Below are 26163 nucleotides of genomic sequence, written 5' to 3'. Positions count from 1 at the left end.
TGTTCAGAACCCCGCGATCGGGTTCTTCAGGTTGCCCACCAGCTGGAGCGCGCCCGACGGGTCCGTCAGGTCGACCATCTGCTTGTTGTCGCGGAGCTGGAGGCGGTTGAGGCAGGAGAGGGCGAACTCGGGGGCGAACATGTCGTAGCGGGCGAACTTGTCGGCGAGTTCGGGGACCGACGTCTGGTACTCGCGGGTGACCTCCGCGACCGTGCCCCAGAAGACGTCCTCCTCCACGATGCCCTCCTCGGCGAGGTTCGCCGCGAGGAAGCGGAAGAAGCAGTCGAAGACGTCCGTGAAGACGGACAGGAGCTTCGTGTCGTCCGGGACCTCCACCCGGATGCGGGAGACCTCCGGCGGCAGCACCGCGTCCGGGTCCATCACCGCGATCTCCTCGGCGATGTCCTTGTAGACCGCCCGCCGCACCACCCCGTCCTCCAGGACGAGGATCACGTTCTCGCCGTGCGGCATGTACACCAGGTCGTAGGCGTAGAAGCTGTGCAGCAGCGGGACGTAGTACGCCCGCAGGTAGTGCCGCAGCCACTCGGCCGGGGCCAGCCCCGACCGCTCGATCAGCGCGCCCGCGAAGGACTTGCCCTCGTGGTCGACGTGGACCAGTGACGCCATGGTGGCGAGCGACTCGCCGTCCGCCAGGGACGGCACCGGGCTCTCCCGCCACAGCGCGGCCAGCATCTTCCGGTACGGCGAATAGCGGTCCGTGGCCCGCTCGTACTCCAGGTGCCGGTAGCCCACGGCGGCCCGCTCGCGGATGATGGACAGCCCCGTGGCCCGCAGCACCGGGTCGCTGTCGATCAGCCGGGCCAGCCAGTCGTTGATCGCCGGGGTCGCCTCCATGTAGGCGGCGGACAGCCCCCGCATGAAGCCCATGTTGAGGACGGACAGGGCCGTCTTCACGTAGTGCTTCCCGGGGTGCGAGGTGTTGAAGAAGGTGCGGATGGACTGCTGGGCCAGGTACTCGTCGTCGCCCTCGCCCAGGCAGACCAGGTGCCCGCGCGCCACCTCGGCGGCGAAGGTGACGGACAGCTTGTTCCACCACTGCCAGGGGTGGACGGGGATGAGGAGGTAGTCGGCGGGGTCGAGGTCCCGCTCGCGCAGGACGCCGTGGAAGCCCTCGACGGTCTCCTCGCCCAGCTCCTGCCGGACGAACGACTCGTACTCGATGCCGACGCCGGCCGTGAACGCGGCCCGTGAGCGGTGCGCGGCCAGCCACACCAGCCTCACCGGGCTGGCGGTCTCCGGGGCGTACGACAGGTACTCGTGGACGCCGAAGCCGAGCCGCCCGTTGTTGGCGACGAAGCAGGGGTGGCCCTCGGTCATCCCGGTCTCGATGGCCTGGAAGCCGGCGTCGATCAGCTCGGCGACCGGGACCTGCGGCTTGGTGAGCTTGTAGCAGGTGCCGGAGAGGGTGGAGGAGATCTCCTCCAGGTACACCGGCAGGATCTCCTCGCTCAGGCCCAGTGACTTCTGCAGCTCGATGAAGAAGTCCAGGGCCGCGAGGTCGAGTTCGGCGTCGTCGCGCCGGCGGGTGATCGAGTCGGCGTCGATCACCCAGTGATCCAGGGCGCGGAGCGTGGCCGTGAAGGCGTACCGGGTCAGGCCGTCGTCGCTGCGGACGACGTACCCGCCGTCGCCGGTGGCCTCCGGCGTGATGAGCCGCTCGTGCGCGAACTCGGCGAGCGCCTTGCGGATCAGCAGGCGGTTGGCCCGCGCCCAGCGGTGGGGGGACAGGTGCGCCACGGCGTCGGACAGGGTCATACGGATACTCCTCGGGCGGCCTCGAACTGCGCGCGGGTGCAGAAGCTCAGCAGCGCGCGCTTCTCCGGCTTGTCGATCTCACGCTCGGGCACGAAGCCCACGACCTCGTTCAGCGCGTGCACGGCCTTGTTGGTCACGTCCGGCTCGACCACCACCCGCCGGGTTTCCGGGTCGGCGAACAGCTCCTCCATCACGGCGGTGATGACGGCCCGGGTGAAGCCGTGGAGCGGCCGGTCGGTGGGGGCGACCAGGAAGTGCATGCCGACGTCGCCGGGCTCGGGGTCGTACAGGCCGACGAGTTCGACGTGGCGGGGGTCGTACTTCTCCATCAGGAAGGCCGGTTCGCCGTCGTGCAGGCCCAGGTAGGCGTGGTGGTGCTCGTGGGCGGCGATGCGCATGTACTCGCGCTCGACGTCCTGGAGCCTGGCGTCCTGCATCATCCAGAACGCCGCCTTGGGGTCGGTGACCCAGCGGTGCAGCAGCTCGGCGTCCCTCAGCGGGTCCAGGGGCCGGACGGTGAACGTACCGATGTCGCTCATACGGCGAACTCCTGGAACGCGATGGTCTTCTCGACGGGGTAGTACTCGGTGCCGAGCAGCTCGCGGATGATGGTCGCGTTCCGGTACGGGCCCATGCCCAGGTCGGGGCTGGTGACGCTGTGCGTGTGGACGCCGGCGTTCTGCAGGAAGATGCCGCGGCCGGTGACGTCGATGGCGTAGTCGCGGCTCACGTCGAAGCGGCCGTGCCCGTCGAAGCGGATCCGGTCGCGGACCGGGTCGAGGAAGGCCGGCGGCTCGTAGTGGTAGCCGGTGGCCAGCACCAGGCCCTCGGTGCGGATCTCGAAGTCCTTGTCCTGCTCGTCCTGGTGGAAGCCGAGCGTGTAGCCGCCGTCCTCGTACCGGGCGCTGGTGAGCGAGGAGTTGGTGAGCAGCCGGGTGGGGACCGGCCGGTCGCCGCTCTCGACGTTCTTCTGGTAGAGCAGGTCGAAGATCGCGTCGATCAGCTCCGAGTTGATGCCCTTGAACAGGCCCTTCTGCTGCTTCTCCAGCCGGTAGCGGGTCTCCTCGGGCAGCGCGCGGAAGTAGTCGATGTAGTCCGGGGAGGTCATCTCCAGGGTCAGCTTGGTGTACTCCAGCGGGAAGAACCGCGGGGAGCGGGTGACCCAGTTGAGCCGGTAGCCGTGGACGTCGATCTCGGAGAGCAGCTCGTAGTAGATCTCGGCGGCGCTCTGCCCGCTGCCGACGACCGTGATCGACTCCTTGTCCAGCAGCTCCGCCTTGCGGTGCACGTACTGCGCGTTGTGGAAGAGGCCGCCGTCCAGTCCACGGCACGGCTCGGGCACGAACGGCACGGTGCCGGTGCCGAGCACCAGGTGCCGGGCGCGGTACGACTCACCGGCCGCCGTCGCCACGGTGTACAGGCCGTCGCCCTCGTCGTACGTCACCCCGGTGACCGTGGTGCCGAAGCGGATGCTGCTCAGCTTGCCGGCGGCCCAGCGGCAGTAGTCGTCGTACTCGACCCGCAGCGGGTAGAAGTTCTCCCGTATGTAGAACGAGTACAGCCGTCCCTTCTCCTTCAGGTAGTTGAGGAAGGAGTACGGGGAGGTCGGGTCGGCCAGGGTGACCAGGTCCGACATGAACGGGGTCTGCAGGTGGGCGCCGTCGAGGAACATGCCGGCGTGCCAGGCGAAGTCCGGCTTGGACTCCAGGAAGACGCCGTCGAGTTCGTCGATGGGCTCGGTGAGGCAGGCGAGGCCGAGGTTGAAGGGGCCCAGTCCGATGCCCACGAAGTCGTGGGTGGTTCCGTGGGCTTCAGGAAGCGCGGTCAAGGGACTCTCCCAGGTACTGCTCGGCGTGGCCGGCGATCAGATCGAGGACGGCGGCGATGTCGGACGTCGTGGTCTCGGGGTTCAGCAGGGTGAACTTCAGGTAGTGGCGCCCCGCCACCTTGGTGCCCGCGACCACCGCGTCACCGGAGGCGAACAGGGCCTTGCGGGCGTAGAGGTTGGCGCGGTCGATCTCGGCGGGGTCGGTGACGGCGGCCGGGACGAAGCGGAAGACCAGGGTGGACAGGCTCGGCTCGACCACGACGTCGAAGCGGGGGTCGGCGGCCAGCAGTCTCCAGCCCTCGGCGGCCAGGTCGCACACCTCGTCGAAGAGCTGCCCGATGCCGTCGGCGCCCATCACGCGCAGCGTCATCCACAGCTTCAGCGCGTCGAAGCGGCGGGTGGTCTGCAGGGACTTGTCCACCTGGTTGGGGATACGTTCCTGCACCATGCGGCGCGGGTTGAGGTACTCCGCGTGGTAGGTGGCGTGCCGCAGCGTGGCCGCGTCGCGGACCAGCACGGCCGACGAACTGACCGGCTGGAAGAAGGACTTGTGGTAGTCGACGGTGACGGAGTCGGCGCGCTCGATGCCGTCGATGCGGCCGCGGTGCTTCAGCGAGGCGAGCAGGCCGCAGCCGTAGGCGGCGTCGACGTGCATCCAGGTGCCGTACCGCTCGCACAGTTCGGCGATCTCCGGCAGCGGGTCGATGGAGCCGAAGTCGGTGGTGCCGGCGGTGGCGACGACGGCCATGGGGACCAGGCCCGCCTCGGCGCAGCGCTCCAGCTCGTGGGCGAGGGCGACGGTCTGCATGCGCTTGTCGTGGTCGACGGGGAGCGACACGACGGCGTCGGGTCCGAGGCCGAGCAGTTTCGCGGACTTCTTCACGCTGAAGTGGCTGACCTCGGAGGCGAAGATCCGCAGTTTCGCCAGGTCCTCGGCCTTGGCCTCCTCGCGGGCCAGCAGCAGTGCCTGGAGGTTGGACTGGGTGCCGCCGGAGGTGAACACGCCGTCGGCGGCCGGGCCGAGGCCGATGCGGCCCGCCGTCCAGTCGATGAGCTTCCGCTCGATGAGGGTGCCGCCGGCCGACTGGTCCCAGGTGTCCAGGGAGGAGTTGACGGCGGAGAGCACGGCCTCGCCGAGCACGGCCGGGATGACGACCGGGCAGTTGAGGTGGGCGAGGTAGCGGGGGTGGTGGAAGTAGACGGCGTCCCGGAGGTAGACGTCCTCCAGTTCGTCCAGCGCGGCGGTGGTGTCGTGCAGCGGCTGGTCGAGGTCGATGCCGTCGATGCGGGGGGAGAGCGCGTCGACGGTGACGCCGGTGAACGGCCGTTCGGTGGTGGCGAGTTTGGCCGCCACCCGCTCGACTCCTTCGGTCACGGAGCGGCGGTAGTGCTCCGCGGTGGTGTCGTTGAGCAGGTGCGAGCGCATGTGGGGGTCCTCCGGTGGGGACGATCCGGTGCGGGGAAAGCCGGCGATGTGTTACTTAGGTTAGCCTAACCTAAGTAACGTGTGACGAAGGCGGCCACGGTCGTGACCGTGATCACTCCTGCCTCAGGGGTGGCCGGGGCCAACCGCGTTTCGCGCTAGCCCTGTTCGCGAAGCTGTTCCTCGGTCAGCCCGCGACGCCAGTAGCCCACGAACGTCACCCGCCTGCGGTCGATCCCCCGCTCGCCCACGAAGAGCCGCCGCAACTGCTTCACACAGCCCGCCTCTCCGGCGATCCAGACGTACGGCCGCCCGGCGGGCGGGAGTTCGGCGGTGCGGACGCTGTCCAGGGCCATGGGGGAGCCCTGGTCGTGCGCGTCCCTGACGAACCACGTGATCTCGGCGTCGGCGCCGGTCGCCAGGTCCTGGACGTCCCCGGAGTGCGGCACCTCCAGCCAGACCCGGGCGCGGGTGCCGGCCGGGAGGGTCTCCAGGACGGCGGCGGTGGCGGGCAGGGCGGTCTCGTCGGCCCACAGGAGGACCAGGTCGGTGTCCTCGGGCGGGCGGAAACGGATCGCGCGGTTGTCGGCGACCGCGGGGCCGAGCAGCAGCACCCGGTCACCGGCGGCGGCGCGGGCGGCCCAGCGGGAGGCCGGGCCCGCCTCGGCGGACGCGCCGGCCTCCTCGCCGACGCCGTGCAGCACGAAGTCGATGTCGACCTCGGTGGTGCGCCCCTCGGCGTCCGTGCGCAGCCCCCTGAGCGTGTACGAGCGCATCACGGCCCGCACGTCGTCGGGCAGTTCGCGCCAGCCCCGCCACCAGTCTCCCCCACTCTCGGCTTCGCTCGAGCGGGGGGACCCCCATCCCAGCTCAAGGGGCACGACCGGCTCGCGCTGCCCCGGATGCGGCAGGAACAGCGACAGGGACTGGTCGCGCCCGTCGGAGCGGAAGTCCCGCAGATCGGGACCCGCGAAGGTGACCCGGACCAGGGACGGGCCGAGCCGCCTCGTCGTCACGACCTGGAGGGCGAAGAAACGGAACGGGGCGGCTACGGCGGTGGTCACGTGTGGCTCCGGGGAGGGAGGGGTTCCGGCGGGTGCGGTCAGCCGACCTTCTTGGCCTTCTCGATGGCCTCGGCGAGGTTGTCGAGGAGCGGCGTGCACTTGTCGTAGGACAGGATCGGCTCGGGGGAGCGGGCGATGACCTGGCCGGCCTTGACCGCGGGGAGCTTCTTCCAGGTCGCCTCGGTGATGTCGGCGGGCTGGATGGTCGAGGCGCGGTCGTCCATGATGATGACGTCGGCCGGGTACTTGTCGACGTTCTCCCAGCTCAGCGTCTCGAACCAGCCGCCGGTCGCCTTCTTGGCCTCCTCCGGGGGCTCCACCAGGTTCACACCGAGGGCCTTGAAGTACTCCAGGTCGATGGAGTAGTTGGAGCCGGAGACGTAGAAGACGTCCTGCGCGGCGGAACCGGCCAGCACCCTGATCTCCGGGCGGGCCTTCGCGGCCTTGCGCAGCCGCTCGGCGGCGGCCTCGAACTTCTTCTTCGCCTCGACGACCTTGGTGGCCTTCATGTCGGCGCCCAGCGATTCGGCCAGCTCGGCCATGCGCTGCAGCGGCTCGGGCATCTGGAGGTCGTAGACGGAGATCGCGACGCTCGGGGCGAGCTTGGCGATCTTGTCCTTGGAGGCCTCCGGGACGTACCAGAGCGTGCCGGCGTCGTCGAACGTCGTGGAGATGAGCACCTCGGGCTGGAAGGCCGCGTACTGCTCGACGTTGAAGCTGTCGAACTTGTTGCCGAAGATCGTCAGCTTGCTGACGTCCATGTCGCCGGCCTGGACGTCGGCCTTGCCGTCCGTCGTCCTGGTCGGCCCGAAGACGCCCTTGACCTCGACGCCGTAGTCGAACAGCGCGGCGGCGACACCGGTGAACGCGACGATGTTCGTCGGCACCTCGTCGAGCTTCACGGTGGTGCCGCGGTCGTCCTTGAAGGTCCAGGGGCCGGACTTCGCGGCGGTCGTCCCCTTGTCCGAACCAGCGCTTTTCGCGTCGTCGTCTCCGCAGGCTGCGAGCACGGCACCGAGGCCGAGCGCGCCGCCGGCGGCGAGGACGCCACGGCGGGTGAGGTGGGTGGCTCTGGCGTTGGACATGGTTACGCTGCTTTCGAACGGGGTGGATCACCCGCCGGACAATTCGAAGGTAGGTTAGCCTAACCTCAGTCTCTGTCCAGGGGTGGGGCCCTGTCGACCGACGTCCGTGAGACGGCCGTACGGGGAATCCGTGCGGAGAGGACGGTGCGGAATGCGTGTGGTGGAGAGCCGGTCCCGGGTGACGGGTCTCCTCCGGGAGCACGCCCCGGCCGATCACGCGGATCTGCCCGGGCCGGCCACGGAACGGATGCTCGCGGCCGCCGGGGAGCGCATGGGCATCGCCCTTCCCCATGACCTGCGGGCGTGGCTGCTGCGGAACAATCTCGACCTCCCCGAGGGGGACACGGACGACGACGCGGCATGCTCCGGTTTCGCCGGGTTTCCGGACGAGGGGAGCTTCTTCCTGGGCATCCGGTCGATCGAGAAGCTCCACGCCAACCGTCCGCTGCCCGAGGGGATCGACGAGTGGATCCCGTTCCTGTCGGACCAGGACGGCTGGTCGGGAAGGTTCATCGACGCGCGGGACGGCAGTGTCGGCAGCCGGTTCGTGGGCGAGGCCACGACCACCGGTGAGTACCCCTCCCTGGCCGACTGCTTCGACTCCGTGGCGGCGATGCTGACGAGCATCGCCGGGGGAAGCCATCCGACCGGCTCGGTCGCCGAAGGACGCCTCGTCTGGTCGTGAAACCGATCGCGGGACAAGGACGCTCCCCGGCCGAAACCAGGAGGTGTCCTTCGAGGCGGACGGCGATCTCAAGTTCCTGCTGTACGGCGGCTCCAGCACGGCCGGCTCGTCATCGGGCTGCTCGACATCGCGGCCGAGGGGCGGTACCCGCTCGACGGCGTCGATGCCGGCGGCCGGGGCGGCGTGGGCCGAGCCGGTGGAGACGCTGCGACGTCGACGTGATGAAAACGTTCGACTCCTGTGAGGTTTGGCGTATTCGCGCCAGCTTCATCGAGCCGGGTGTGACCGCTTTGTGCGATGACGGTTCGTTCCTCCAGATGATCAAGAGCTTAGGGTTCCGTGAGAGCCGCCTGTGAGGTGGATCCGGTTCCGTTTTATGGGGGTGTGGGTGACCAGGGCAATGACGCTGAGCCAGTCGGATCGTGAGATTGTGCGCCTGCTGTACCAAGGGCTCGGGGACGCGGCGATAGGCCGCCGTCTGGGGCTCGGCCATCGGACCGTGCAGCGGCGTGTGCAGCAGTTGATGCGGCGCTGGGAGGTGCCGGGACGGGTCGCTCTGGGAGCCAGGGCGCAGGAGCTGGGACTGTTCGACGACCCGGTGAGCGGTGAACGGCGCCTCGGCGCCGGGCCGCCGATCGCGGCCTGAGCCGCCGGCCGGATCCCGCTCACGGCCGGCGCCGGCGGGGACGGCTGCCGGACGGACCGACCGGTGGGAGAGGACCGGTCGGCCCGTCCGGCTGCGAAGGGGTCAGCCCGCCAGCCCCAACTCCCGTGCGATCAGCATCCGCTGGACCTCGCTCGTGCCCTCGCCGATCTCCAGGATCTTCGAGTCGCGCCACATGCGGGCCACCGGGTACTCGTTCATGAAGCCGTAGCCGCCGTGGATCTGCGTGGCGTCACGGGCGTTGTCCACGGCGACCGTGGACGAGTACAGCTTCGCCAGCGCCGCCTCCTTCTTGAACGGCTCGCCGGCCACCAGACGGCTGGCCGCGTCGCGCCAGGCGAGGCGGGCCGTGTGGGCCTTCATCTCCATATCGGCGATCTTGAACTGGATCGCCTGGTTGGCGCCGATCGGCCTGCCGAAGGCGTGCCGCTCCTTGGCGTACTTCACCGACTCGTCCACACAGCCCTGCGCGAGACCCGTGCCCAGCGCCGCTATGGCGATACGGCCCTCGTCCAGGATGCGCAGGAACTGCGCGTACCCGCGGCCCTCTTCGCCGAGGAGGTTGGCCGCCGGGACACGGACGTCCTGGAAGGACAGCTCCCGGGTGTCCGAGGCGTTCCAGCCGACCTTCGAGTACGGGGCCGCCACCGTGAAGCCCGGTGTGCCGGACGGGACGATGATCGCCGAGATCAGCGGCTTGCCGTCGGGCTTGCGGCCCGTCACCGCCGTGACCGTGACCAGGCCCGTGATGTCCGTGCCCGAGTTGGTGATGAAGCACTTGGCGCCGTTGATGACCCACTCGTCCGTGGCCTCGTCCAGGCGGGCCGTCGTACGGGTCGCGCCCGCGTCACTGCCGCCGTCGGGCTCCGTCAGGCCGAACGCGCCCAGGATCTCGCCCGAGCACAGCCGGGGCAGCCATGCGCGCTTCTGCTCCTCGGTGCCGAAGAGGTGGACCGGCATCGCGCCGAGCGAGACGCCCGCCTCCAGGGTGATCGCCACCGAGGAGTCCACCCGCGCCAGCTCCTCCAGGGCCACGCCCAGGGCGAAGTAGTCGCCGCCCATGCCGCCGTACTCCTCCGGGAACGGCAGCCCGAACAGGCCCATCCGGCCCATCTCCCGCACGATCTCGTACGGGAACTCGTGCCGCTCGTAGAAGTCACCGATCTTCGGCGCCACCACGTCGTGCGCGAACTCCTCGACCGTGCGGCGGAGTTCTTCCAGTTCGGGGGAGAGCTTGTGGTCCATGTCGTTCACTGCTCCTGGTGGGAGAGGGCTCGTACGGTGCGGGACGGGCTGGTTCGGCCCAGGTGGGCGGCCATCCAGACGCTCGTGGCGACCAGACGGTCGAGGTCGACCCCGGTGTCGATGCCGAGGCCCCGCAGCATCCACACGAGGTCTTCGGTGGCGAGATTGCCGGTGGCGGACTTCGCGTACGGGCAGCCGCCCAGTCCGCCGGCGGAGGCGTCGACCGTGGTGACGCCGTACTGGAGCGCGGCCAGCGTGTTGGACAGGGCCTGGCCGTAGGTGTCGTGGAAGTGCACGGCCAGCGCGGACACGGGCACGTCCGCCTCGCCGAGCGCGGTGAGCAGGGCCGTCACATGGCCCGGGGTCGCCACCCCGATGGTGTCGCCCAGGCTCAGCTCGTCGCAGCCCATGTCGAGCAGGGCCCGGCACACCTTCACCACCTGGGGGACCGGGACCGCGCCCTCCCACGGGTCGCCGAAGCACATCGACAGATAGCCGCGGACGTGGACGTCCTCCCTCTTCGCCCGCCGCACCACCGGCTCGAACATCGCCAGCGACTCGTCCACCGTGCGGTTGAGGTTGGCCCTGGCGAAGGACTCCGTGGCGCTGGCGAACACCGCGACCCGCCGGGCGCCCAGCGCCAGCGCGCGGTCCAGTCCGCGCTCGTTCGGCACCAGGACGGGCAGTGACACGGGCAGGTCGGACACCGCCGGGTACAGGTCCTCGGCGTCCGCGAGCTGGGGCACCCACTTGGGGTGCACGAAGCTCGTCGCCTCGATCGTGGTCAGGCCGGTGCCGGCCAGGCGGCGGACGAACTCCGCCTTGACGGCCGTGGGGACGGTCGCCTTCTCGTTCTGCAGTCCGTCGCGCGCGCCGACCTCGTGGATGCGGACCCGCGCGGGCAGGCCCTCGGCCGGTACGACCATGGGCAGGCCCAGTTCCGGGGCGTTCATGCCGTCTCCTCCTCCACCGGTGCGATGACCGCCAGCACCTGGTCCATCGCGACCGTCGTGCCCGGGGTCACGTCCAGTTCGGTGACCGTGCCGGCGTGCGGGGCGGAGATGACGTGCTCCATCTTCATCGCCTCCACCACCAGCAGGCTCTGGCCCGCCGCCACCTCGTCGCCGACGGCCACCTTCACCACCGTCACCGTGCCCGGCATCGGCGCGGTCAGCGAGTCGGCACCCGCCTGGCCGGCGCGGGTGAGGGACGCGGCGACCGGGTCGTGGTCGCGTACGTGCCAGGCGTCGCCGTCCCTGCCGAGCCAGGTGCCGTCCGGCAGGGCGGCGAAGGTGTGGGCGACGCCGTCGAGCGTGCAGGTGAACCGGTGCCCGCCCACCGGGCCCGCGGACCCCCGCACCGGGGTGCCGGCGCCCGGCAGCAGCAGTTCCGTCCCGCCGTCCGCCGTGCCGCGCACGCGCACGGTCACCGGGTCGTGGCCCGCCACCCGCAGGTGGTGCGCCGTCCACGCCCGCTCGCCGCCCATCCGCCAGCCGTCGGCGGCGGCGAACGGGTCGGCCCAGCCGGACCCGTCGGCGGGCCGCCGGAGGGAGGCCTGGCGCAGCAGCGCCGCCGCCGCGTACGCCTCCGTCGGCACCGCGTCCGCCACGAGCCCGGCCACCTCGCGCTCGACCAGCCCCGTGTCCAGCTCCCCCGACACGACCGCCGGATGCGCCAGCAGCCGCCGCAGGAACCCGGCGTTGGTCCGCACGCCCAGCGTCACCGTCTCCGCCAGCGCCGCCCGGAGCCTGCGCAGCGCGGTCGCGCGGTCGGGGCCGTACGCGATCACCTTGGACAGCATCGGGTCGTAGAGGCTGCCGACCTCCGTGCCCTCGCTCAGCCCGGAGTCGGTGCGCACGCCGTCGCCCTGCGGTTCGCGCAGCCTCAGCACCGTGCCGCCGGAGGGGAGGAAGCCCCGCGCGGGGTCCTCCGCGCAGACACGGGCCTCCACCGCGTGCCCGGTGAGCCGGACGTCGTCCTGCCCGAACGCCAGCGGCTCGCCCGCCGCCACCCGAAGCTGCCACTCCACCAGGTCGAGGCCAGTGATCAGCTCGGTGACCGGGTGCTCCACCTGGAGGCGGGTGTTCATCTCCATGAAGTAGTACGACGACGGGTCGTTGCCCGGGACGATGAACTCCACCGTGCCCGCGCCCCGGTAACCGCACGAGCGGGCCGCCTGGACCGCCGCCTCGCCCATCGCGGCCCGGGTCCCCTCGTCGAGGAGCACACTGGGCGCCTCCTCGATGATCTTCTGGTGGCGGCGCTGCAGCGAGCACTCGCGCTCGCCCAGGTGGACCACGCCCCCGTGGCCGTCCGCCAGCACCTGGATCTCGATGTGCCGGGGGCGGTCGATCCACCGCTCGACCAGCAGCGTGTCGTCGCCGAAGGAGGCGCGGGCCTCGCGCCGCGCGGCGGCGATCTCGTCGGCCAGCGCCGAAGCGTCCCGCACCAGGCGCATGCCCTTGCCGCCACCGCCCGCCGACGGCTTCAGCAGCACCGGCACACCGATGTCGCGGGCCGCGTCGGCGAGCTGCCCGTCCGTGAGGCCGCTGCCACTGGAGCCGGGGACCACCGGCACGCCCGCCGCCTTCACCGTCTCCTTCGCGCGGATCTTGTCGCCCATCAGGGCGATCGCGTCCGCCGGGGGCCCGATGAACACCAGCCCCGCCTCCTCGCACGCCCGCGCGAAGGCGGCGTTCTCGGCGAGGAACCCGTACCCCGGGTGCACCGCCCGCGCGCCGCTGCGGGCGGCGGCCTCCAGCAGCCGCTCCACCGACAGATAGCTCTCCGAGGCGGGCGCCGGCCCGATCCGTACCGCCGTGTCGGCCTCCCGCACGTGCCGGGCGTCGGCGTCCGCGTCGGAGTACACCGCCACCGAGCGCACGCCCATCGACCGCAGTGTGCGGATGACGCGCACCGCGATCTCGCCCCGGTTGGCCACAAGCACTGTCTCGAACATCGTTGTCCGTCCCCTCACATCCGGAAGACGCCGAACTGAGGGTCACTCAGTGGCGCGTTGGCGCACGCGGTCAGGGCCAGGCCCAGGACCTGCCGGGTGTCCAGCGGGTCGATCACGCCGTCGTCCCAGAGGCGGGCCGTCGCGTAGTAGGCGTTCCCCTGACGCTCGTACTGCGCGCGGATCGGGGCCTTGAAGGCGTCCTCGTCCTCGGCCGGCCACTCCTCGCCGCGGCCCTCCAGCTGGTCCCGCTTCACGGTCGCGAGGACGGAGGCGGCCTGCTCGCCGCCCATCACCGAGATCTTGGCGTTGGGCCACATCCACAGGAACCGGGGGGAGTAGGCCCGCCCGCACATCGAGTAGTTGCCCGCCCCGTACGACCCGCCGACCACCACCGTCAGCTTCGGCACGCGCGTGCAGGCGACCGCCGTGACCATCTTGGCGCCGTGCTTGGCGATACCGCCCGCCTCGTAGTCCCGGCCCACCATGAAGCCCGAGATGTTCTGCAGGAACACCAGCGGGATGCCGCGCTGGTCGCACAGCTCGATGAAGTGGGCGCCCTTCTGCGCGGACTCGGAGAACAGGATGCCGTTGTTGGCGACGATGCCCACCGGGTGGCCGTGGATCCGGGCGAAGCCGGTGATCAGGGTCTGCCCGAACTCCGACTTGAACTCCGCGAAACGGGAGCCGTCGGTGATCCGGGCGATGATCTCGCGTACGTCGTAGGGCGTGCGGGAGTCGACCGGCACCGCGCCGTACAGCCCCGCCGGGTCCACCTTGGGCTCGACGGCCTGCTCGACCCTCCAGGGCAGGGCTCCCCGCGCGGGGAGCGTGGAGACGATGTTCCGCACGATCCGCAGCGCGTGCGCGTCGTCCTCCGCGAGGTGGTCGGTCACGCCCGACACCCGCGAGTGGACCTCGCCGCCGCCCAGCTCCTCCGCCGTGACCACCTCGCCCGTGGCCGCCTTCACCAGCGGCGGGCCGCCGAGGAAGATCGTGCCCTGGCCCCGGACGATCACCGCCTCGTCGCTCATCGCCGGGACGTACGCCCCGCCCGCCGTGCAGGAGCCGAGCACCGCCGCGATCTGCGGGATGCTGGCGCCGGACATCCGGGCCTGGTTGTAGAAGATCCGCCCGAAGTGGTCCCGGTCCGGGAACACCTCGTCCTGCATCGGCAGGAAGGCGCCGCCGGAGTCCACCAGGTAGACGCAGGGGAGCCGGTTGTCGAGGGCCACCTCCTGCGCGCGCAGGTGCTTCTTCACCGTCATCGGGTAGTACGTGCCGCCCTTGACGGTGGCGTCGTTGGCCACGACCACGCACTCCCGGCCACTGACCCGCCCGATCCCGGCGATCACACCGGCCGCCGGGGCCTGCCCCTCGTACATCCCGTCGGCCGCCAGCGGGGCCAGTTCCAGGAAGGGCGAGCCGGGGTCGAGGAGTGTGTCCACGCGCTCGCGCGGGAGCAGCTTCCCGCGCGCGGTGTGCCGTGCCCGCGCCCGCTCGCCGCCGCCGAGCGCCGCCGCGGCCAGCTTGCCGCGCAGCTCCTCGACGAGGACGCGGTGCGCCTCCTCGTTGGCCCGAAAGGCCTCCGACGCGGGATCGGCCGCGCTGTGAAGCTCCGGTGCCTCATGCATCCTGCGGGTCCCCTCACCTTGTTAATGAGCGTTAACGCATTTCCTCCAGGTTAACGAGCGCTAACCGTGCTGTCTAGAATCGTCTCCATGGCCACCAGAACCGACGCCTCCACCCGCCGCGAGCAGATCCTCAAGGAGGCCGCCCGGCTCTTCGCCGACCGCGGCTTCCACGGCGTCGGGGTCGACGAGATAGGCGCCGCGGTCGGCATCAGCGGCCCCGGGCTCTACCGGCACTTCGCGGGCAAGGACGCGATGCTCGCGGAGCTGCTGGTGGGGATCAGCGGCCAGCTCCTGACCGGTGCGAAGCGGCGCCTGAAGGAGGCCGACGGGGTGGCCCCCGAGGCGGTCCTCGACTCGCTGATCGAGGGGCACATCGACTTCGCGCTCGACGACCGCCCCCTCATCACCTTGCACGACCGTGAGCTGGACCGCCTCCGGGACACCGACCGCAAGCTGGTGCGCCAGTTGCAGCGGCAGTACGTCGAACTGTGGGTCGGGGTGGTGCGCGAGCTCTACCCGGAGCTGGCCGAGCCGGCCGCCCGTTCGGCGGTCCACTCGGTGTTCGGCCTGCTCAACTCCACCCCCCACCTGACCCGCCCCGGCTCCTTGCCCGGCCGCGCGGGTACCGCCGAGCTGCTGCACCGGATGGCCCGGGGCGCGTTCGCGGCGGCGGGCGCGCGCTGACCCCGGCCGGGGTGACGAGCGTTACGGGTCCTCCACCCTGGACGGCTGTGGATACTCGCCGGTATCTTGGATGAGCAAGCGCTTAGCCATGCGGGTCGCAACCATCCATTGAGGAACCCCGACGGCGAGCAACCACGTGCGCGAGAGCGGCGCCGGTTTAGGCGCGGAGAAGGGTGGCGGACAGTGCGCCGTACGGTTTTCAACGAGGATCACGAGGCGTTCCGGGAGACCATCCGCGCCTTCATCGAGGCCGAGGTCGTCCCCGTCTACGACGAGTGGTTCGCGGCGGGCCAGGCGCCCCGCGACTTCTACTACAAGCTCGGTGAGCTGGGCATCTTCGGCATCAGCGTGCCCGAGGAGTTCGGCGGCGCGGGCATGGACACCCACAAGTTCGAGGCCGTCCTCTACGAGGAGACCGCCCGCGCGGGCGTCCAGTTCGGCGGCTCCGGCGTGCACGTGCTGCTCGCCCTGCCCTACCTCAAGATGCTCGCCACCGACGAGCAGAAGAAGCGCTACCTGCCGAAGTTCGTCACCGGCGAGGAGATGTGGGCCATCGCGATGACCGAGCCGGGCACCGGCTCCGACCTCGCGGGCATGAAGACCACCGCCAAGCTCAGCGAGGACGGCTCCCACTACGTCCTCAACGGCGCCAAGACCTTCATCACCGGCGGCGTCCACGCCGACAAGGTGATCGTCTGCGCCCGCACCGCCGCCCCGACGGCCGAGGACCGCCGCCACGGCATATCCCTGTTCGCCGTCGACACCAAGTCCGAGGGCTACTCGGTGGGCCGCAAGCTCGACAAGCTCGGCCTGAAGACCTCCGACACCGCCGAGCTGGCCTTCGTCGACGTCAAGGTCCCCGTCGAGGACCTGCTCGGCGAGGAGAACAAGGGCTTCTACTACCTCGGCCACAACCTGGCCTCCGAGCGCTGGGGCATCGCCTTCGGCGCCTACGCGCAGGCCAAGGCCGCCGTCCGGTTCGCCAAGCAGTACGTGCAGGAGCGCACCGTCTTCGGCAAGCCGGTCGCCCACTTCCAGAACACCAAGTTCGAGCTGGCCGCCTGCCAGGCCGAGGTGGACGCCGCCGAGGCCGTCGCCGACCGCGCCACCGAGGCCCTGGACGTCGGCGAGCTCACCCCCGCCGAGGCCGCCAGCGCCAAGCTGTTCTGCACCGAGGTCGCCCACCGCGTCATCGACCGCTGCCTCCAGCTGCACGGCGGCTACGGCTACATGAACGAGTACCCCATCGCCCGCCTGTACGCGGACAACCGCGTCAACCGCATCTACGGCGGCACCAGCGAGATCATGAAGACGATCATCGCCAAGGACATGGGGCTGTAAGCCCCCCGAAATCCCTGCTGTATACAACTGACCTCATGAGTCAGGCACTACAGGATCTCCTCGATCTGCTCGACCTCGAGCAGATCGAGGAGAACATCTTCCGCGGCCACTCCCGCAGCGCCGTCGTCCCCCGCGTCTTCGGCGGGCAGGTCGCGGCGCAGGCGCTGGTCGCCGCCGGGCGGACCGTCCCCGAGGACCGGCCCGCCCACTCCCTGCACGCGTACTTCCTGCGCCCCGGCGACCCCGGCGCCCCGATCGTCTACACCGTCGACCGGATCCGCGACGGCCGCTCCTTCACCACCCGGCGGGTGGTCGCGGTCCAGCACGGAAAGCCGATCTTCCACCTCTCGGCGTCCTTCCAGACGTACGAGGAGGGCCTGGACCACCAGGAGCCGATGCCGCCGTCGCCCGACCCGGCCACGCTGCCCACGTCGCAGGAACGCCTGCGCGGCTACGCCCACCTCGCCCCCGAGGTCGTGGAGCGCTTCCTCCAGGCCCGTGCCGCCGTCGACCTGCGCTACGTCGACGAGCCGCCCTACGGCCGCTTCGGCGAGCCCCGCGAACCCCACTCCCAGGTCTGGTTCCGCACCGACGGCAAGCTCGCCGACGACCCCCTGCTGCACGTCGTCCTCGCCACGTACGTCTCCGACATGACGCTCCTTGACTCCGTCCTCCTCGCCCACGGGCGCGGCGGCTGGGCCGTCGGCGACGTCGTCGGCGCCTCCCTGGACCACGCGATGTGGTTCCACCGCCCGTTCCGCGCCGACGAGTGGCTCCTGTACGACCAGCAGTCCCCCTCGGCCCACGGCGGCCGGGGCCTCGGCCAGGCCCGCATCTACACCCAGGACGGCCGCCTCGCGGTCTCGGTCATCCAGGAGGGCGTGGTCCGCGTCCCGCGCCCCTGAGCCGGCTCCCCCGTACGTGTCCCGCGTACGGGAGCCGGCTGTCCGCGTCCCAGCGGACCGTTCCATGCGGTTGGCATCCGCGCAGGTCAGCGGCCGTTCCAGCGTTCCGGCGTCCCGTGATGGGCGTCCGGTGTGGCGGGTGGGACGGATCACGGCACAAGCTGCGGTCATCCCGGCAGCCCGCCGGTGTCCCGGCAGCTCGCCGGCCGATCCACCACGTCACACCATGGAGACCACCATGCGTTCTCGCTTCGCCACCCGCTCCGCCCGCCTCGCCCTGGCCGCCGTCGCCGCGCTCGCCCTGGGCGGCGCCGCCACCGCCACGGCCACCGCCGACAGCGGCAGCTCCACCACCCGGCCCTGCGCGACCAGCGACCTGAACCTCAAGGTCACGTCCGAGACGCAGGCGGGCGGCTACTACCTCGTCACCGCCAAGGCCAAGCCCGGCATCGTCTGCCACCTGGAGGGCGTGTTCCCCTCCGGCTCCTTCGGCTCCCACCCCGCCACCGAGCTCTCGCCCGCCGAGCAGAGCGTCAGCGAGGACGTCGTCCTCGGCGGCTCCACCGCCGCCTACGCCGGCATCAGCCCCAAGAGCACCAACGACGACAACGGCGTGCAGTTCGACCGGCTCCACCTCTCGGTCGCCGGTGACGAGGAGAACGCCGTCACGCTGCGCCTCCCCGACACCGCGACGGTCGACCGGCCCGTCGCCACCAACTGGCACGCCGACCCCGCCGACGCCGTCCCGTTCATCGGCTGACCCTCGGGTCCACCGGCTGCCCGCGCCGGCCGGGTGTGTCCCCCGCACCCGGCCGGCGCGGGCTCCCTCACTGCGCCAGTCCGGCCTCCGCCAGCAGGTACGCCGTCATCGGGTCGTAGTGGCGGGGGCTGGTGACGTGGTCGTCGAGGGGGACCGTGACCTGGACGGTGCCCTCCGCCTCGGCGACGAACAGGGCCGGGTCGTTGCAGTCGGCGTAGCCCACGGAGTCGACGCCGTACTGTCCTGCCGCACCCGCCCAGCCGTGGTCGGCGACGACCAGGTCCGGCAGCGGGCGGCCCGCACGCTCCAGAGCGGTCAGGATGGCCTTCATCGGCTCACCCGAATGGGTGTGCCACAGCGTGGCGCCGTGCTCCAGCACCGCCACGTCCGCGAACTGCATCACGTAACCCTCGTCCGTGGTCAGCCCGTCCGGGATGACCACGATCTCGCAGCCGGCGGCCCGCAGCGCGGCGGCCGTCGCGCGGTGCACGTCCAGCAGCCCGCCCGGGTGGCCGGTCGCGAATAGCACCCGCTGCCGCCCGTCCGCCGCCTTGCGCAGCCGCCCGGCCATGCGCTCCAGCCCGGCCACGGTCAGCTCCGGGTCGATGGTGTCCTGCCCGTACCGGTGCTCGGGGTCGTCGTTGACGCCGACCCGCTCCGCCATCACCGCCAGCACGTCCTGCTCGTCGGTCCAGCGGTCGCCGAGCTCCAGGCCGAGCCAGAAGTGGCGGTCGCCGTTCGCCAGTTTGCGGTAGTGGGAGAGGTTGTTCTCGCGCGGCGTGGCGACATCGCCCGCGATGCGGGTGGCGACCAGGTGTTCGACGAGTTCGGCGCGGCTGGGTGTCCCGGGTATCGGCATGCCCCCCATTGTGGGGCAGCGGCCTGTGGGCGTCCCTGGCGTATCGCGCGCTGGGACGTGCGTCACGCGTACTCAGCCGACTCCGTACGGCTACTCAGTACCGCCCGTACGGCCTCATGTGCGCCGCAGCGCGAACCACAGCTCCATCCGTACGTCCGGGTCGTCCAGGTCCGCCTCCAGCAGCGCCGCGCACCGCGCGATGCGCTGCCGCACGGTGTTGCGGTGCACGGACAGCGCCACCGCCGTACGGTCCCAGCTGCCGTGCAGGGAGAGCCAGGTGCGCAGGGTGTCCGTGAGGGCGGGGGCGGCCGCTATCGGCGCGAGCAGCGCTCGGGCGTGGGCGTCCGCGTCGTGCGGCGGGACGAGGTCGGCGAGGGCGGGACGGTCGCCGTGCCGGAGCAGCGGGGCGCGGGTGGCGCGGGCCCGGGCCAGGGCGCGGGCGGCCTGGGTGTCGGCGTCCGGCCAGTCGGGCGGGGCGGCGGCGGTGCTGACGCCGAGGGTCCAGCCGGGAAGGGGCTCCACGGGGCGGTCGGCGGGCACCAGGACGCGTACGGCCTCGCCGGTCGGGTCGACCAGGGTGGAGCCGAGCGCCGTGCCGAGCGCGGAGGTGGTCAGGGGGTCCGGTGGGGTGGGGCCGTCCGGCCGGGCGTGGACCACTTGCCAGCGCTCTCCGCCGAGCAGGGGGGCCACGTCCTCGGGCGGGGCGCCCAGCAGGAGTCGTACGAGTGCGGAGGAGCGGGCTGCTGCGGTGCCGCTCTGTTGCCGGCCGGTGAGGAGGGTGAGCAGGACGGCTGCGACGGAGGCGATGGTGTGGTTTCCCGGGTCGCGTTGTGGCGAGGCCACGCCGAGTACGTACCCGTGTTCCGGGCCGAGGGCGTAGGCGGCGAGGTGGGTGCCGTCGACCGTGTCGCTGGCGGAGGTGGGGGTGGGCGCCGCTTGTCGGTGCTCGCCGGGTGCGGGCGTCACTGGCCGGCGTTCGCCGGGTGCCGCCGCGCCCACCCGTGCCGCCCCAGCGGCACGACTGCCCGCGGCTGGGGCGGTGCGGCTGTCCGCGGCTGGGGTGGTCGTGTCGGGGCGTAGCACCTTGGCCAGGTTCGCCAGGGACTGTCTTGTCTCGGGGGGTGGGGGGGTTCCCGCGGTGGTGAGTTCTGTGGTGTCCGGGGTGTACAGGGCGGCCCAGCCGCCGATTCGTTGGGCCAGTTGGTGGAGGACCGGGCGGACCGGGTCCGGGCGGGACGCCGCGGTGGCGAGGCTCTGCTGGGCCTCCGTGACCCGGCGCAGCTCCGCCAGGCGGGCCTGCGCCATGAGCTGCCAGACCGCCCGCGCCACCCCCGAGAACGTGGTCCGCGGCGGCACCTCCAGCAGCGGCAGGCCGTGCATCTCGCACGCCTCCGCCAGCGCCTCCGGCACCGCCTCGTGCACCGGTGCCACGCCGAACCCGAGCGCCGCCCCGCCCGCCGCCACGATCCGCGAGACGTACGCGTCGAAGTACCCCGCGCCCGCCCCCTCCGGGATGTGCACCCCCGCCGACAGCAGCAGCTCCCCGCCCAGCAGGTACGGGTACGGGTCCGCCATCTCCGAGGCGTGCGCCCAGTGCACGACGGTGCCGGGGTCGTCGGGCCCGGCGACCCGGCGCAGTCCGAGGTCCTCGCGTGCCAGGAGTGCGTCCAGACGCACGGGTGGCGTGGGGGGAACCATGGGGTCCGACATGCTGGACACTTCCTCCATTCCGTGCGGCGGGAATGGATGAAACGTACACTTCGCAGGTGCTTTCCGCCGCTCTATGGTCGGGACAGACCGGCAGCCCGCGGGTGCGGGCGGATGCACGATCCAAGGCGAAGAGCAGGAAAGAAGGCAGTCCCATGAGCAGCAACGAGACGCCCCGCGGCCCCGTCGACTCCTCCCGCGTCCCCCGGTACGCCGGTCCCGCGACCTTCGCCCGGCTGCCCCGTCTGGACGAGGTCGGCCGCGCCGACGTCGCCGTGGTGGGCGTGCCCTTCGACTCGGGCGTCTCCTACCGGCCGGGTGCCCGCTTCGGCGGCAACGCCATCCGTGAGGCGTCCCGGCTGCTGCGCCCCTACAACCCGGCGCAGGACGCCTCCCCCTTCGCCCTCGCCCAGGTCGCGGACGGCGGCGACATCGCCGTGAACCCGTTCAACATCAACGAGGCCGTGGAGACGGTCGAGGCCGCCGCCGACGACCTCCTCGGCACCGGAGCCCGCCTGATGACCCTGGGCGGCGACCACACCATCGCCCTGCCGCTGCTCCGTTCGGTGGCCAAGAAGCACGGCCCGGTCGCCCTGCTCCACTTCGACGCCCACCTCGACACCTGGGACACCTACTTCGGCGCCGAGTACACCCACGGCACCCCGTTCCGCCGGGCGGTGGAGGAGGGCATCCTCGACACCTCCGCCCTCTCCCACGTCGGCACCCGCGGCCCGCTCTACGGCAAGCAGGACCTCACCGACGACGAGAAGATGGGCTTCGGCATCGTCACCTCCGCGGACGTCTACCGCCGGGGCGCCGACGAGGTCGCCGACCAGCTCCGCCAGCGCATCGGCGACCGCCCGCTGTACATCTCCATCGACATCGACTGCCTGGACCCGGCCCACGCCCCCGGCACCGGCACCCCCGAGGCCGGCGGCATGACCTCCCGCGAGCTGCTGGAGATCCTGCGCGGGCTGGCCTCCTGCAACCTGGTCTCGGCGGACGTCGTCGAGGTGGCCCCCGCGTACGATCACGCCGAGATCACCTCGGTGGCCGCGTCCCACACGGCGTACGAGCTGACCACGATCATGTCCCGTCAGATTGCGGAGGCCCGCGCGCAGTGACCCACGACCACGACCTGGTGCTCCGCCCGACCGCCGCGCAGACGGAGGCGGCGCTGAATCCTCCCCCCGGCCGCAACGGCGGGGACCTGGTCGTGGAGACCCTGGCCGGGCTCGGCGCGACCACCGTCTTCGGCCTGCCCGGCCAGCACGCCCTCGGCGTGTTCGACGCCCTGCGCCGCTCCGACCTGCGCTACGTCGGCCTGCGCGTGGAGAACAACGCCGGGTTCGCGGCGGACGCGTACGGCCGGATCACCGGCGAGGCCGCCCCGCTGCTGCTGTCGACCGGCCCGGGAGCGCTGACCTCCCTGGCCGCGCTCCAGGAGGCGGCGGCGGCCTCGGCGCCGGTGCTGGCGATCAGCAGCCAGGTCCCGACGGCCGGGCTCGGCGGTGGCCGCCACGGCTATCTGCACGAACTCCCCGACCAGTCGGCCTCGTTCCGGGGCGTGGTCAAGTCCGTCCACACCGTGCGCACGGCGTCCCAGATCCCGTCGGCGATCGCCGAGGCCTGGAAGTCGGCGCTGACCGTCCCGCACGGGCCGGTGTGGGTGGAGATCCCGCAGGACGTGCTCCTCGCGGAGACGATCCTGCCCGTGGTGACGGCGATGGACGCCACCCCCGACGAGCTGCCCCCGCGCCCCGAACTCACCGCACTCGCCGCCCACCTGCTGGCGAACGCCGCCCGCCCCGCGATCATCGCGGGCGGGGGAGTGGTCCGCTCCGACGCCTCCGGCAAGCTGAGGCAGCTCGCCGAGCGCGTGCAGGCCCCCGTCGTCACCACCCCCGGCGGCAAGGGCGCCTTCCCCTGGACGCACCCGCTGTCGCTCCAGTCCTGGCTGGAGGACCGCCACACCACCGACTTCCTGGAGGACGCGGACGTCCTGCTGGTCGTCGGCTCCGGTCTCGGTGAACTCTCCTCGAACTACCACACGTTCAAGCCGCGCGGCCGGGTCGTCCAGATCGAGGCCGACCTCGGCAAACTGGAGTCCAACCACCCGGGCCTCGGCATCCACGCCGACGCCCGGCTCGCGCTCCAGGCGCTCCTGGAGACGGTGGAACCGCGCGAGGACACGACGGCCCCGGAGCGCGTACGGGACCTGCTGGGCCGCGTACGCGAACGCATCGCCGCCCAGGAACTCACCCTGGAACAGCGGGTGCTGACGGCCGTCCGCCGCGCCCTCCCCACGAATTCGCCGTCCTTCTGGGACATGACGATCCTGGCCTACTGGGCCTGGTCCGCGTTCGACGCCATGGGCCCCAACCACCTGCACTCCGCCCAGGGCGCCGGCGGCCTCGGCTACGGCTTCCCGGCCGCCCTCGGCGCGGCGGTCGCCGACCCCACCCGCCCGGTGCTGGCGGTCTCCGGGGACGGCGGCGCCCTGTACTCCGTCGCCGAGCTGGCCACGGCCCGCCAGTACGACCTCGACGTCACCTGGCTCATCGTCGACGACGGCGGCTACGGCATCCTCCGCGAGTACATGACCGACGCCTTCGGCGAACCCACGGCGACGGAACTGACCCGCCCCGACTACGTGGCCCTGGCGGAGTCCTTCGGCGTGCCCGGCCTGCGGACCAGCCCCGAGACCCTGGAACAGGACCTCGCGAAGGCCCTGACGACACCGGGCCCCGCGGTGGTCGTACTCCCCGCCGTGCTGCGGATGTTCGCGCCGACGCACGCGGAATGAAACCCTGTGCCGCGAGCGGTCCGGAGCCCTAGGATCGGGAGCCGGCCGTAGGGGGGACCATGGATCCGGAGATCGCCGCGCTGGCGGGGACGGCGGGCACGACCGTCGTCACACTGATGGTCACGAACGCCTGGGAGTCGACGCGGGACGGCATGGTCGCCCTGTGGCGCCGTTTCCAGCCCGCCAGAGCCGAGAGCGTCGGTGAGGAACTGGAAGCGGGCCGTGCGGAACTGCTCCTCGCGCGCGAGGCCGGCGACACCGAAGCCGAGACCGAGCTGACCGCCGAATGGCAGGGCCGCGTACGGCGGTTCCTGCTCGCCCAGCCGGAGGCCGCCGACGAACTGCGGCGCATCCTGGACGAGTTGAACCCGTCGCTTCCGGAGGAACCGGAGGCGCGGCAGGTCCGTCTGCAGGCCCGCGCGTCGGGCCGCGCCCGCGTCTACCAGGCCGGGCGCGACCAGCACATCACCGAACGATGAGCGTGCCGAGACCGATGCGGGGCCACGCCTCGGGCAGCGCCCGGATCTACCAGACCGGTGGCGACCAGTACATCGAGGAACACGTCCACCACTACGCCCCGGGCTCGGCCCCGCTGTTCGGACACCCGTGGACGGGCCCGGCCGAACCCCGGGGAACCGCCCCCGACTCCGTCCGCATGCCCCTGGTCGGTCGCACGCCCGGCGTCCTGCGGGACCGCACCGACCTCATGGAGCGCCTGCGGGCCGCCGTGGCCGGACCCGGCGGCGGCATCCAGGTCCTGCACGGAATGGGCGGCTGCGGCAAGACCGCCGTCGCCCAGGCACTGTTCACCGAGGCCGTACGGGACCACGGCCGCGTCGGCCTGTGGGTCAACGCCTCCGAACGGGTGTCCCTGCGCGCCGGCATGCTCGCCGTCGCCGGTGACCGCGGTGCCGCCGACGGCGAACTGGCCGCCGCGGCCGGCGGCCAACGCGCCGCGGCCGACCTGGTCTGGCACCACCTGGACCACTCGGCACAGCCCTGGCTGCTGGTCCTCGACAACGCCGACGACCCCGCCATCCTGGAGGAAGGCGCCTGGTTGCGCCCGAGCCCCTCGGGGACGGTGCTGGTGACCACCCGCCACGCGGCCTCCCCGCTGTGGCACACCCCGGGGGTGAGCAGCCACCGGCTCGGTGTGCTTCCCCTGGAGGACGCGGCCCTGGTCCTGCGTGACCTGGCCCCGGACGCGGGTACGCGGGAGTCCGCGCGGAAGGTCGCCCGCCGCCTGGGCTGCCTGCCCCTGGCACTGACCCTGGCCGGGGCGCATCTGGCCCACCAGTTGCTGGAGTCGTGGTCCATGGACGAGTACGACCGGAAACTGAGCGAGGAGTCGACGGCCCTGGTCGACCGGGGGGCTCCGGCGACCGGCGGCGGACACTCCCGCCACCTCGTGGGCCGCACATGGCAGCTCTCGCTGGACGGCCTGGCGGAAGGCGGCCTGCCGGAGGCGACGGCCCTGCTGCGGCTGCTCTCCTTCTGGGCGGCGGACCCCGTGCCGCTGTCACTGCTGATGCCGGCGGCACAGGGCGGGATCGACGAGCTCGATCGCCTCGATCCGCCGCTGACCGCCACCCGCGTCGAACCGGCCCTGCGCGCGCTCCTCGACCACTCGCTGATCGACCTGGTCGAGACGGACGGGCACCGCTGCGTGAAGGCCCACGGGGTCCTGCTGGACAGCGTCGCCACGGGCGTGCCCGACGCGGAGCGCGAACTCCTGGCGGGAGCGGCGGGCCGGCTGCTGCGGGCGGCACTGCCGCGGGAGGGCGCCGCGTCACCGCGGGCCCGCTCCCAGGTGCGGCTCCTGGCACCGCACGCGACCGGCCTGCTGCACCGGTCCCACCGCCACGGCCTGGTGACGGCGGAATCCGTACGGATCGCGGCCCGTGTCGCGCGGCTGGTGTACGAGGCGGGGGACTGGACCGCCGCGCTGGCCCTGGCCTCCACCGCCGCGAAGACGGCCGCGGAACACCTGGGGGACGAGGACCCGGCCACCGTCGAGGCCCGGTCGGGCCAGGGGCCCGTCCTGTTCAGACTCGGCCGGTACGCCGAAGCCGCCGACCTCCTGCGGCCGGTCCACCAGGACGCGCTGCGCACGCTCGGACCCCATGACGAGCGCACCCTGGACGCGGCCTACGAACTGCAGCGGGTGCTGCACCGCCTGGGCGACCTGGCACAGGCCCGTACGCTGCTGGAAACAGTCCTGGACGGTCGCCGCCACACGCTCGGCGAGGACCACGTCGCCACCCTCAAGACCCGCTGCGAGATGCTGGAACTCCGCCTCGCGCAGGACGAGTTCGACGGTTACACGACGGCGGCCGAGGAGCTGGCGGGGGACTGCGAACGCCGTCTCGGCCCCGACCACCTGGTGACCGTGTGGGCGCGTGACGCACTGGCGCGGGGACTCCTGCGCTCCGGCCGGGGCGCCGAGGCCGAGGACCTCTTCCGCCGGGTGCTCGCCGGACAGCGGGCCGGGTACGGGGACGACCATCCGCTGGTCCTCGGGGTGCTCATCCAGCTCAGCCGCGCCCAGCACGCGCAGGGCAAGCGGGAGCAGGCCGCCGACAGCGCGCGCGAGGTGGCCGAGCAGCGGGCCGCGATCCTGGGCGAGGAGCACCCCGAGACCGTCGCGGCCCGCGCCTGGTACGCCGAGGTCCGGGCGGAGCGGCCCGCGGGTCCCTGAGGAACGGAGCGACGGAGCCGTACCCGCTGACCGCGGCGTCCCG

Annotated in this window: 22 protein-coding genes; 10 read left to right on the top strand and 12 right to left on the bottom strand. The window is 72.0% G+C overall.

Going from position 1 to position 26163, the window contains the following annotated elements:
• Positions 1-3: 3 nt before the first annotated feature.
• The 6 genes from ACZ62B_RS14600 to ACZ62B_RS14575 all read right to left on the bottom strand — a co-directional run bounded on the left by ACZ62B_RS14600 (position 4) and on the right by ACZ62B_RS14575 (position 7176).
• Entirely contained in the window at positions 4-1776 is a 1773-nt protein-coding gene (locus tag ACZ62B_RS14600) for an IucA/IucC family protein (protein ID WP_469690519.1), read from the bottom strand.
• The gene (locus ACZ62B_RS14595; RefSeq protein WP_344563534.1) at positions 1773-2315 is read right to left on the bottom strand and encodes a GNAT family N-acetyltransferase; all 543 of its coding nucleotides are present in this window, start codon (positions 2313-2315) and stop codon (positions 1773-1775) included. The genes ACZ62B_RS14600 and ACZ62B_RS14595 overlap by 4 nt, the downstream gene beginning before the upstream one ends.
• On the bottom strand, positions 2312-3604 hold the full coding sequence (locus ACZ62B_RS14590; RefSeq protein WP_344563532.1) for a lysine N(6)-hydroxylase/L-ornithine N(5)-oxygenase family protein: 1293 nt from the start codon (positions 3602-3604) through the stop codon (positions 2312-2314). The genes ACZ62B_RS14595 and ACZ62B_RS14590 overlap by 4 nt, the downstream gene beginning before the upstream one ends.
• Positions 3588-5030, bottom strand: coding sequence for a lysine decarboxylase DesA (gene desA / locus ACZ62B_RS14585; protein WP_344563530.1), 1443 nt, complete (start codon positions 5028-5030; stop codon positions 3588-3590). Before desA ends, ACZ62B_RS14590 begins: the two co-directional genes overlap by 17 nt.
• A gap of 155 nt (positions 5031-5185) precedes the next feature.
• Positions 5186-6091, bottom strand: coding sequence for a siderophore-interacting protein (locus ACZ62B_RS14580; RefSeq protein WP_344563528.1), 906 nt, complete (start codon positions 6089-6091; stop codon positions 5186-5188).
• Positions 6092-6129: 38 nt separating this feature from the next.
• Positions 6130-7176, bottom strand: coding sequence for an ABC transporter substrate-binding protein (locus tag ACZ62B_RS14575; protein WP_344563526.1), 1047 nt, complete (start codon positions 7174-7176; stop codon positions 6130-6132).
• A gap of 151 nt (positions 7177-7327) precedes the next feature.
• Between ACZ62B_RS14575 and ACZ62B_RS14570 the strand changes: the two genes are divergently transcribed.
• Entirely contained in the window at positions 7328-7861 is a 534-nt protein-coding gene (locus tag ACZ62B_RS14570) for an SMI1/KNR4 family protein (protein WP_468719460.1), read from the top strand.
• Positions 7862-8237: 376 nt separating this feature from the next.
• On the top strand, positions 8238-8507 hold the full coding sequence (locus tag ACZ62B_RS14565) for a response regulator transcription factor (protein WP_469690515.1): 270 nt from the start codon (positions 8238-8240) through the stop codon (positions 8505-8507).
• A gap of 102 nt (positions 8508-8609) precedes the next feature.
• Here the strand turns inward: ACZ62B_RS14565 and ACZ62B_RS14560 are convergent, their stop codons facing one another.
• The 4 genes from ACZ62B_RS14560 to ACZ62B_RS14545 are packed head-to-tail and all read right to left on the bottom strand — an operon-like array spanning position 8610 to position 14360.
• Positions 8610-9770 carry an acyl-CoA dehydrogenase family protein gene (locus tag ACZ62B_RS14560; protein WP_344563518.1) on the bottom strand — a complete coding sequence of 387 codons (1161 nt, stop codon included), beginning with the start codon at positions 9768-9770 and terminating at the stop codon, positions 8610-8612.
• A 5-nt stretch (positions 9771-9775) separates the two neighbouring features.
• On the bottom strand, positions 9776-10723 hold the full coding sequence (locus ACZ62B_RS14555) for a hydroxymethylglutaryl-CoA lyase (RefSeq protein WP_468886271.1): 948 nt from the start codon (positions 10721-10723) through the stop codon (positions 9776-9778).
• Positions 10720-12729, bottom strand: coding sequence for an acetyl/propionyl/methylcrotonyl-CoA carboxylase subunit alpha (locus ACZ62B_RS14550; protein WP_469690511.1), 2010 nt, complete (start codon positions 12727-12729; stop codon positions 10720-10722). Before ACZ62B_RS14550 ends, ACZ62B_RS14555 begins: the two co-directional genes overlap by 4 nt.
• Before the next feature lie 14 nt (positions 12730-12743).
• Positions 12744-14360 (bottom strand): carboxyl transferase domain-containing protein, encoded by a 1617-nt coding sequence (locus ACZ62B_RS14545; protein ID WP_469690509.1) that lies wholly within the window; start codon positions 14358-14360, stop codon positions 12744-12746.
• Between the two features lie 87 nt (positions 14361-14447).
• On the opposite strand from ACZ62B_RS14545, the gene ACZ62B_RS14540 reads away from it, so the two are divergent.
• The 4 genes from ACZ62B_RS14540 (at position 14448) to ACZ62B_RS14525 (ending at position 18050) form a co-directional block, all read left to right on the top strand.
• On the top strand, positions 14448-15044 hold the full coding sequence (locus ACZ62B_RS14540; protein ID WP_344563510.1) for an SACE_7040 family transcriptional regulator: 597 nt from the start codon (positions 14448-14450) through the stop codon (positions 15042-15044).
• Between the two features lie 183 nt (positions 15045-15227).
• The gene (locus ACZ62B_RS14535) at positions 15228-16385 is read left to right on the top strand and encodes an acyl-CoA dehydrogenase family protein (protein WP_469690505.1); all 1158 of its coding nucleotides are present in this window, start codon (positions 15228-15230) and stop codon (positions 16383-16385) included.
• A gap of 35 nt (positions 16386-16420) precedes the next feature.
• The gene (gene tesB / locus ACZ62B_RS14530; protein WP_468719462.1) at positions 16421-17290 is read left to right on the top strand and encodes an acyl-CoA thioesterase II; all 870 of its coding nucleotides are present in this window, start codon (positions 16421-16423) and stop codon (positions 17288-17290) included.
• 238 nt (positions 17291-17528) lie between these two features.
• Positions 17529-18050 carry a DUF4232 domain-containing protein gene (locus ACZ62B_RS14525; protein WP_344563504.1) on the top strand — a complete coding sequence of 174 codons (522 nt, stop codon included), beginning with the start codon at positions 17529-17531 and terminating at the stop codon, positions 18048-18050.
• A gap of 67 nt (positions 18051-18117) precedes the next feature.
• Here the strand turns inward: ACZ62B_RS14525 and ACZ62B_RS14520 are convergent, their stop codons facing one another.
• Positions 18118-18909, bottom strand: a complete 792-nt coding sequence (locus ACZ62B_RS14520) for a phosphatase (protein ID WP_344563502.1) — start codon at positions 18907-18909, stop codon at positions 18118-18120.
• Positions 18910-19023: 114 nt separating this feature from the next.
• The gene (locus ACZ62B_RS14515) at positions 19024-20619 is read right to left on the bottom strand and encodes a PucR family transcriptional regulator (RefSeq protein WP_469690502.1); all 1596 of its coding nucleotides are present in this window, start codon (positions 20617-20619) and stop codon (positions 19024-19026) included.
• A gap of 152 nt (positions 20620-20771) precedes the next feature.
• Between ACZ62B_RS14515 and speB the strand changes: the two genes are divergently transcribed.
• From speB to ACZ62B_RS14495, 4 genes are read left to right on the top strand one after another with little or no spacing between them, the layout of a single operon-like run.
• Entirely contained in the window at positions 20772-21740 is a 969-nt protein-coding gene (speB, locus tag ACZ62B_RS14510; protein ID WP_004931144.1) for an agmatinase, read from the top strand.
• Positions 21737-23422 (top strand): thiamine pyrophosphate-binding protein, encoded by a 1686-nt coding sequence (locus ACZ62B_RS14505; RefSeq protein ID WP_344563497.1) that lies wholly within the window; start codon positions 21737-21739, stop codon positions 23420-23422. The genes speB and ACZ62B_RS14505 overlap by 4 nt, the downstream gene beginning before the upstream one ends.
• 59 nt (positions 23423-23481) lie before the next feature.
• Positions 23482-23901: a hypothetical protein gene (locus ACZ62B_RS14500; RefSeq protein WP_344563495.1), complete on the top strand. Its 420-nt coding sequence runs from the start codon at positions 23482-23484 to the stop codon at positions 23899-23901.
• Positions 23898-26120 (top strand): tetratricopeptide repeat protein, encoded by a 2223-nt coding sequence (locus ACZ62B_RS14495; RefSeq protein ID WP_469690499.1) that lies wholly within the window; start codon positions 23898-23900, stop codon positions 26118-26120. Before ACZ62B_RS14500 ends, ACZ62B_RS14495 begins: the two co-directional genes overlap by 4 nt.
• Positions 26121-26163: the final 43 nt, after the last annotated feature.

This window comes from Streptomyces sp. NPDC053426 (assembly GCF_055585405.1).
This window is presented reverse-complemented; position numbering and strand designations above follow the sequence as displayed.

Excerpts from the sequence above, each read along its gene's own strand:
- ACZ62B_RS14600 (WP_469690519.1), bottom strand. The coding sequence starts at position 1,776 with ATGACCCTGTCCGACGCCGTGGCGCACCTGTCCCCCCACCGCTGGGCG.
- ACZ62B_RS14595 (WP_344563534.1), bottom strand. The coding sequence starts at position 2,315 with ATGAGCGACATCGGTACGTTCACCGTCCGGCCCCTGGACCCGCTGAGG.
- desA (WP_344563530.1), bottom strand. The coding sequence starts at position 5,030 with ATGCGCTCGCACCTGCTCAACGACACCACCGCGGAGCACTACCGCCGC.
- ACZ62B_RS14575 (WP_344563526.1), bottom strand. The coding sequence starts at position 7,176 with ATGTCCAACGCCAGAGCCACCCACCTCACCCGCCGTGGCGTCCTCGCC.
- ACZ62B_RS14570 (WP_468719460.1), top strand. The coding sequence starts at position 7,328 with ATGCGTGTGGTGGAGAGCCGGTCCCGGGTGACGGGTCTCCTCCGGGAG.
- ACZ62B_RS14565 (WP_469690515.1), top strand. The coding sequence starts at position 8,238 with ATGGGGGTGTGGGTGACCAGGGCAATGACGCTGAGCCAGTCGGATCGT.
- ACZ62B_RS14560 (WP_344563518.1), bottom strand. The coding sequence starts at position 9,770 with ATGGACCACAAGCTCTCCCCCGAACTGGAAGAACTCCGCCGCACGGTC.
- ACZ62B_RS14555 (WP_468886271.1), bottom strand. The coding sequence starts at position 10,723 with ATGAACGCCCCGGAACTGGGCCTGCCCATGGTCGTACCGGCCGAGGGC.
- ACZ62B_RS14550 (WP_469690511.1), bottom strand. The coding sequence starts at position 12,729 with ATGTTCGAGACAGTGCTTGTGGCCAACCGGGGCGAGATCGCGGTGCGC.
- ACZ62B_RS14545 (WP_469690509.1), bottom strand. The coding sequence starts at position 14,360 with ATGCATGAGGCACCGGAGCTTCACAGCGCGGCCGATCCCGCGTCGGAG.
- ACZ62B_RS14540 (WP_344563510.1), top strand. The coding sequence starts at position 14,448 with ATGGCCACCAGAACCGACGCCTCCACCCGCCGCGAGCAGATCCTCAAG.
- tesB (WP_468719462.1), top strand. The coding sequence starts at position 16,421 with ATGAGTCAGGCACTACAGGATCTCCTCGATCTGCTCGACCTCGAGCAG.
- ACZ62B_RS14525 (WP_344563504.1), top strand. The coding sequence starts at position 17,529 with ATGCGTTCTCGCTTCGCCACCCGCTCCGCCCGCCTCGCCCTGGCCGCC.
- ACZ62B_RS14520 (WP_344563502.1), bottom strand. The coding sequence starts at position 18,909 with ATGCCGATACCCGGGACACCCAGCCGCGCCGAACTCGTCGAACACCTG.
- ACZ62B_RS14515 (WP_469690502.1), bottom strand. The coding sequence starts at position 20,619 with ATGTCGGACCCCATGGTTCCCCCCACGCCACCCGTGCGTCTGGACGCA.
- speB (WP_004931144.1), top strand. The coding sequence starts at position 20,772 with ATGAGCAGCAACGAGACGCCCCGCGGCCCCGTCGACTCCTCCCGCGTC.
- ACZ62B_RS14500 (WP_344563495.1), top strand. The coding sequence starts at position 23,482 with ATGGATCCGGAGATCGCCGCGCTGGCGGGGACGGCGGGCACGACCGTC.
- ACZ62B_RS14495 (WP_469690499.1), top strand. The coding sequence starts at position 23,898 with ATGAGCGTGCCGAGACCGATGCGGGGCCACGCCTCGGGCAGCGCCCGG.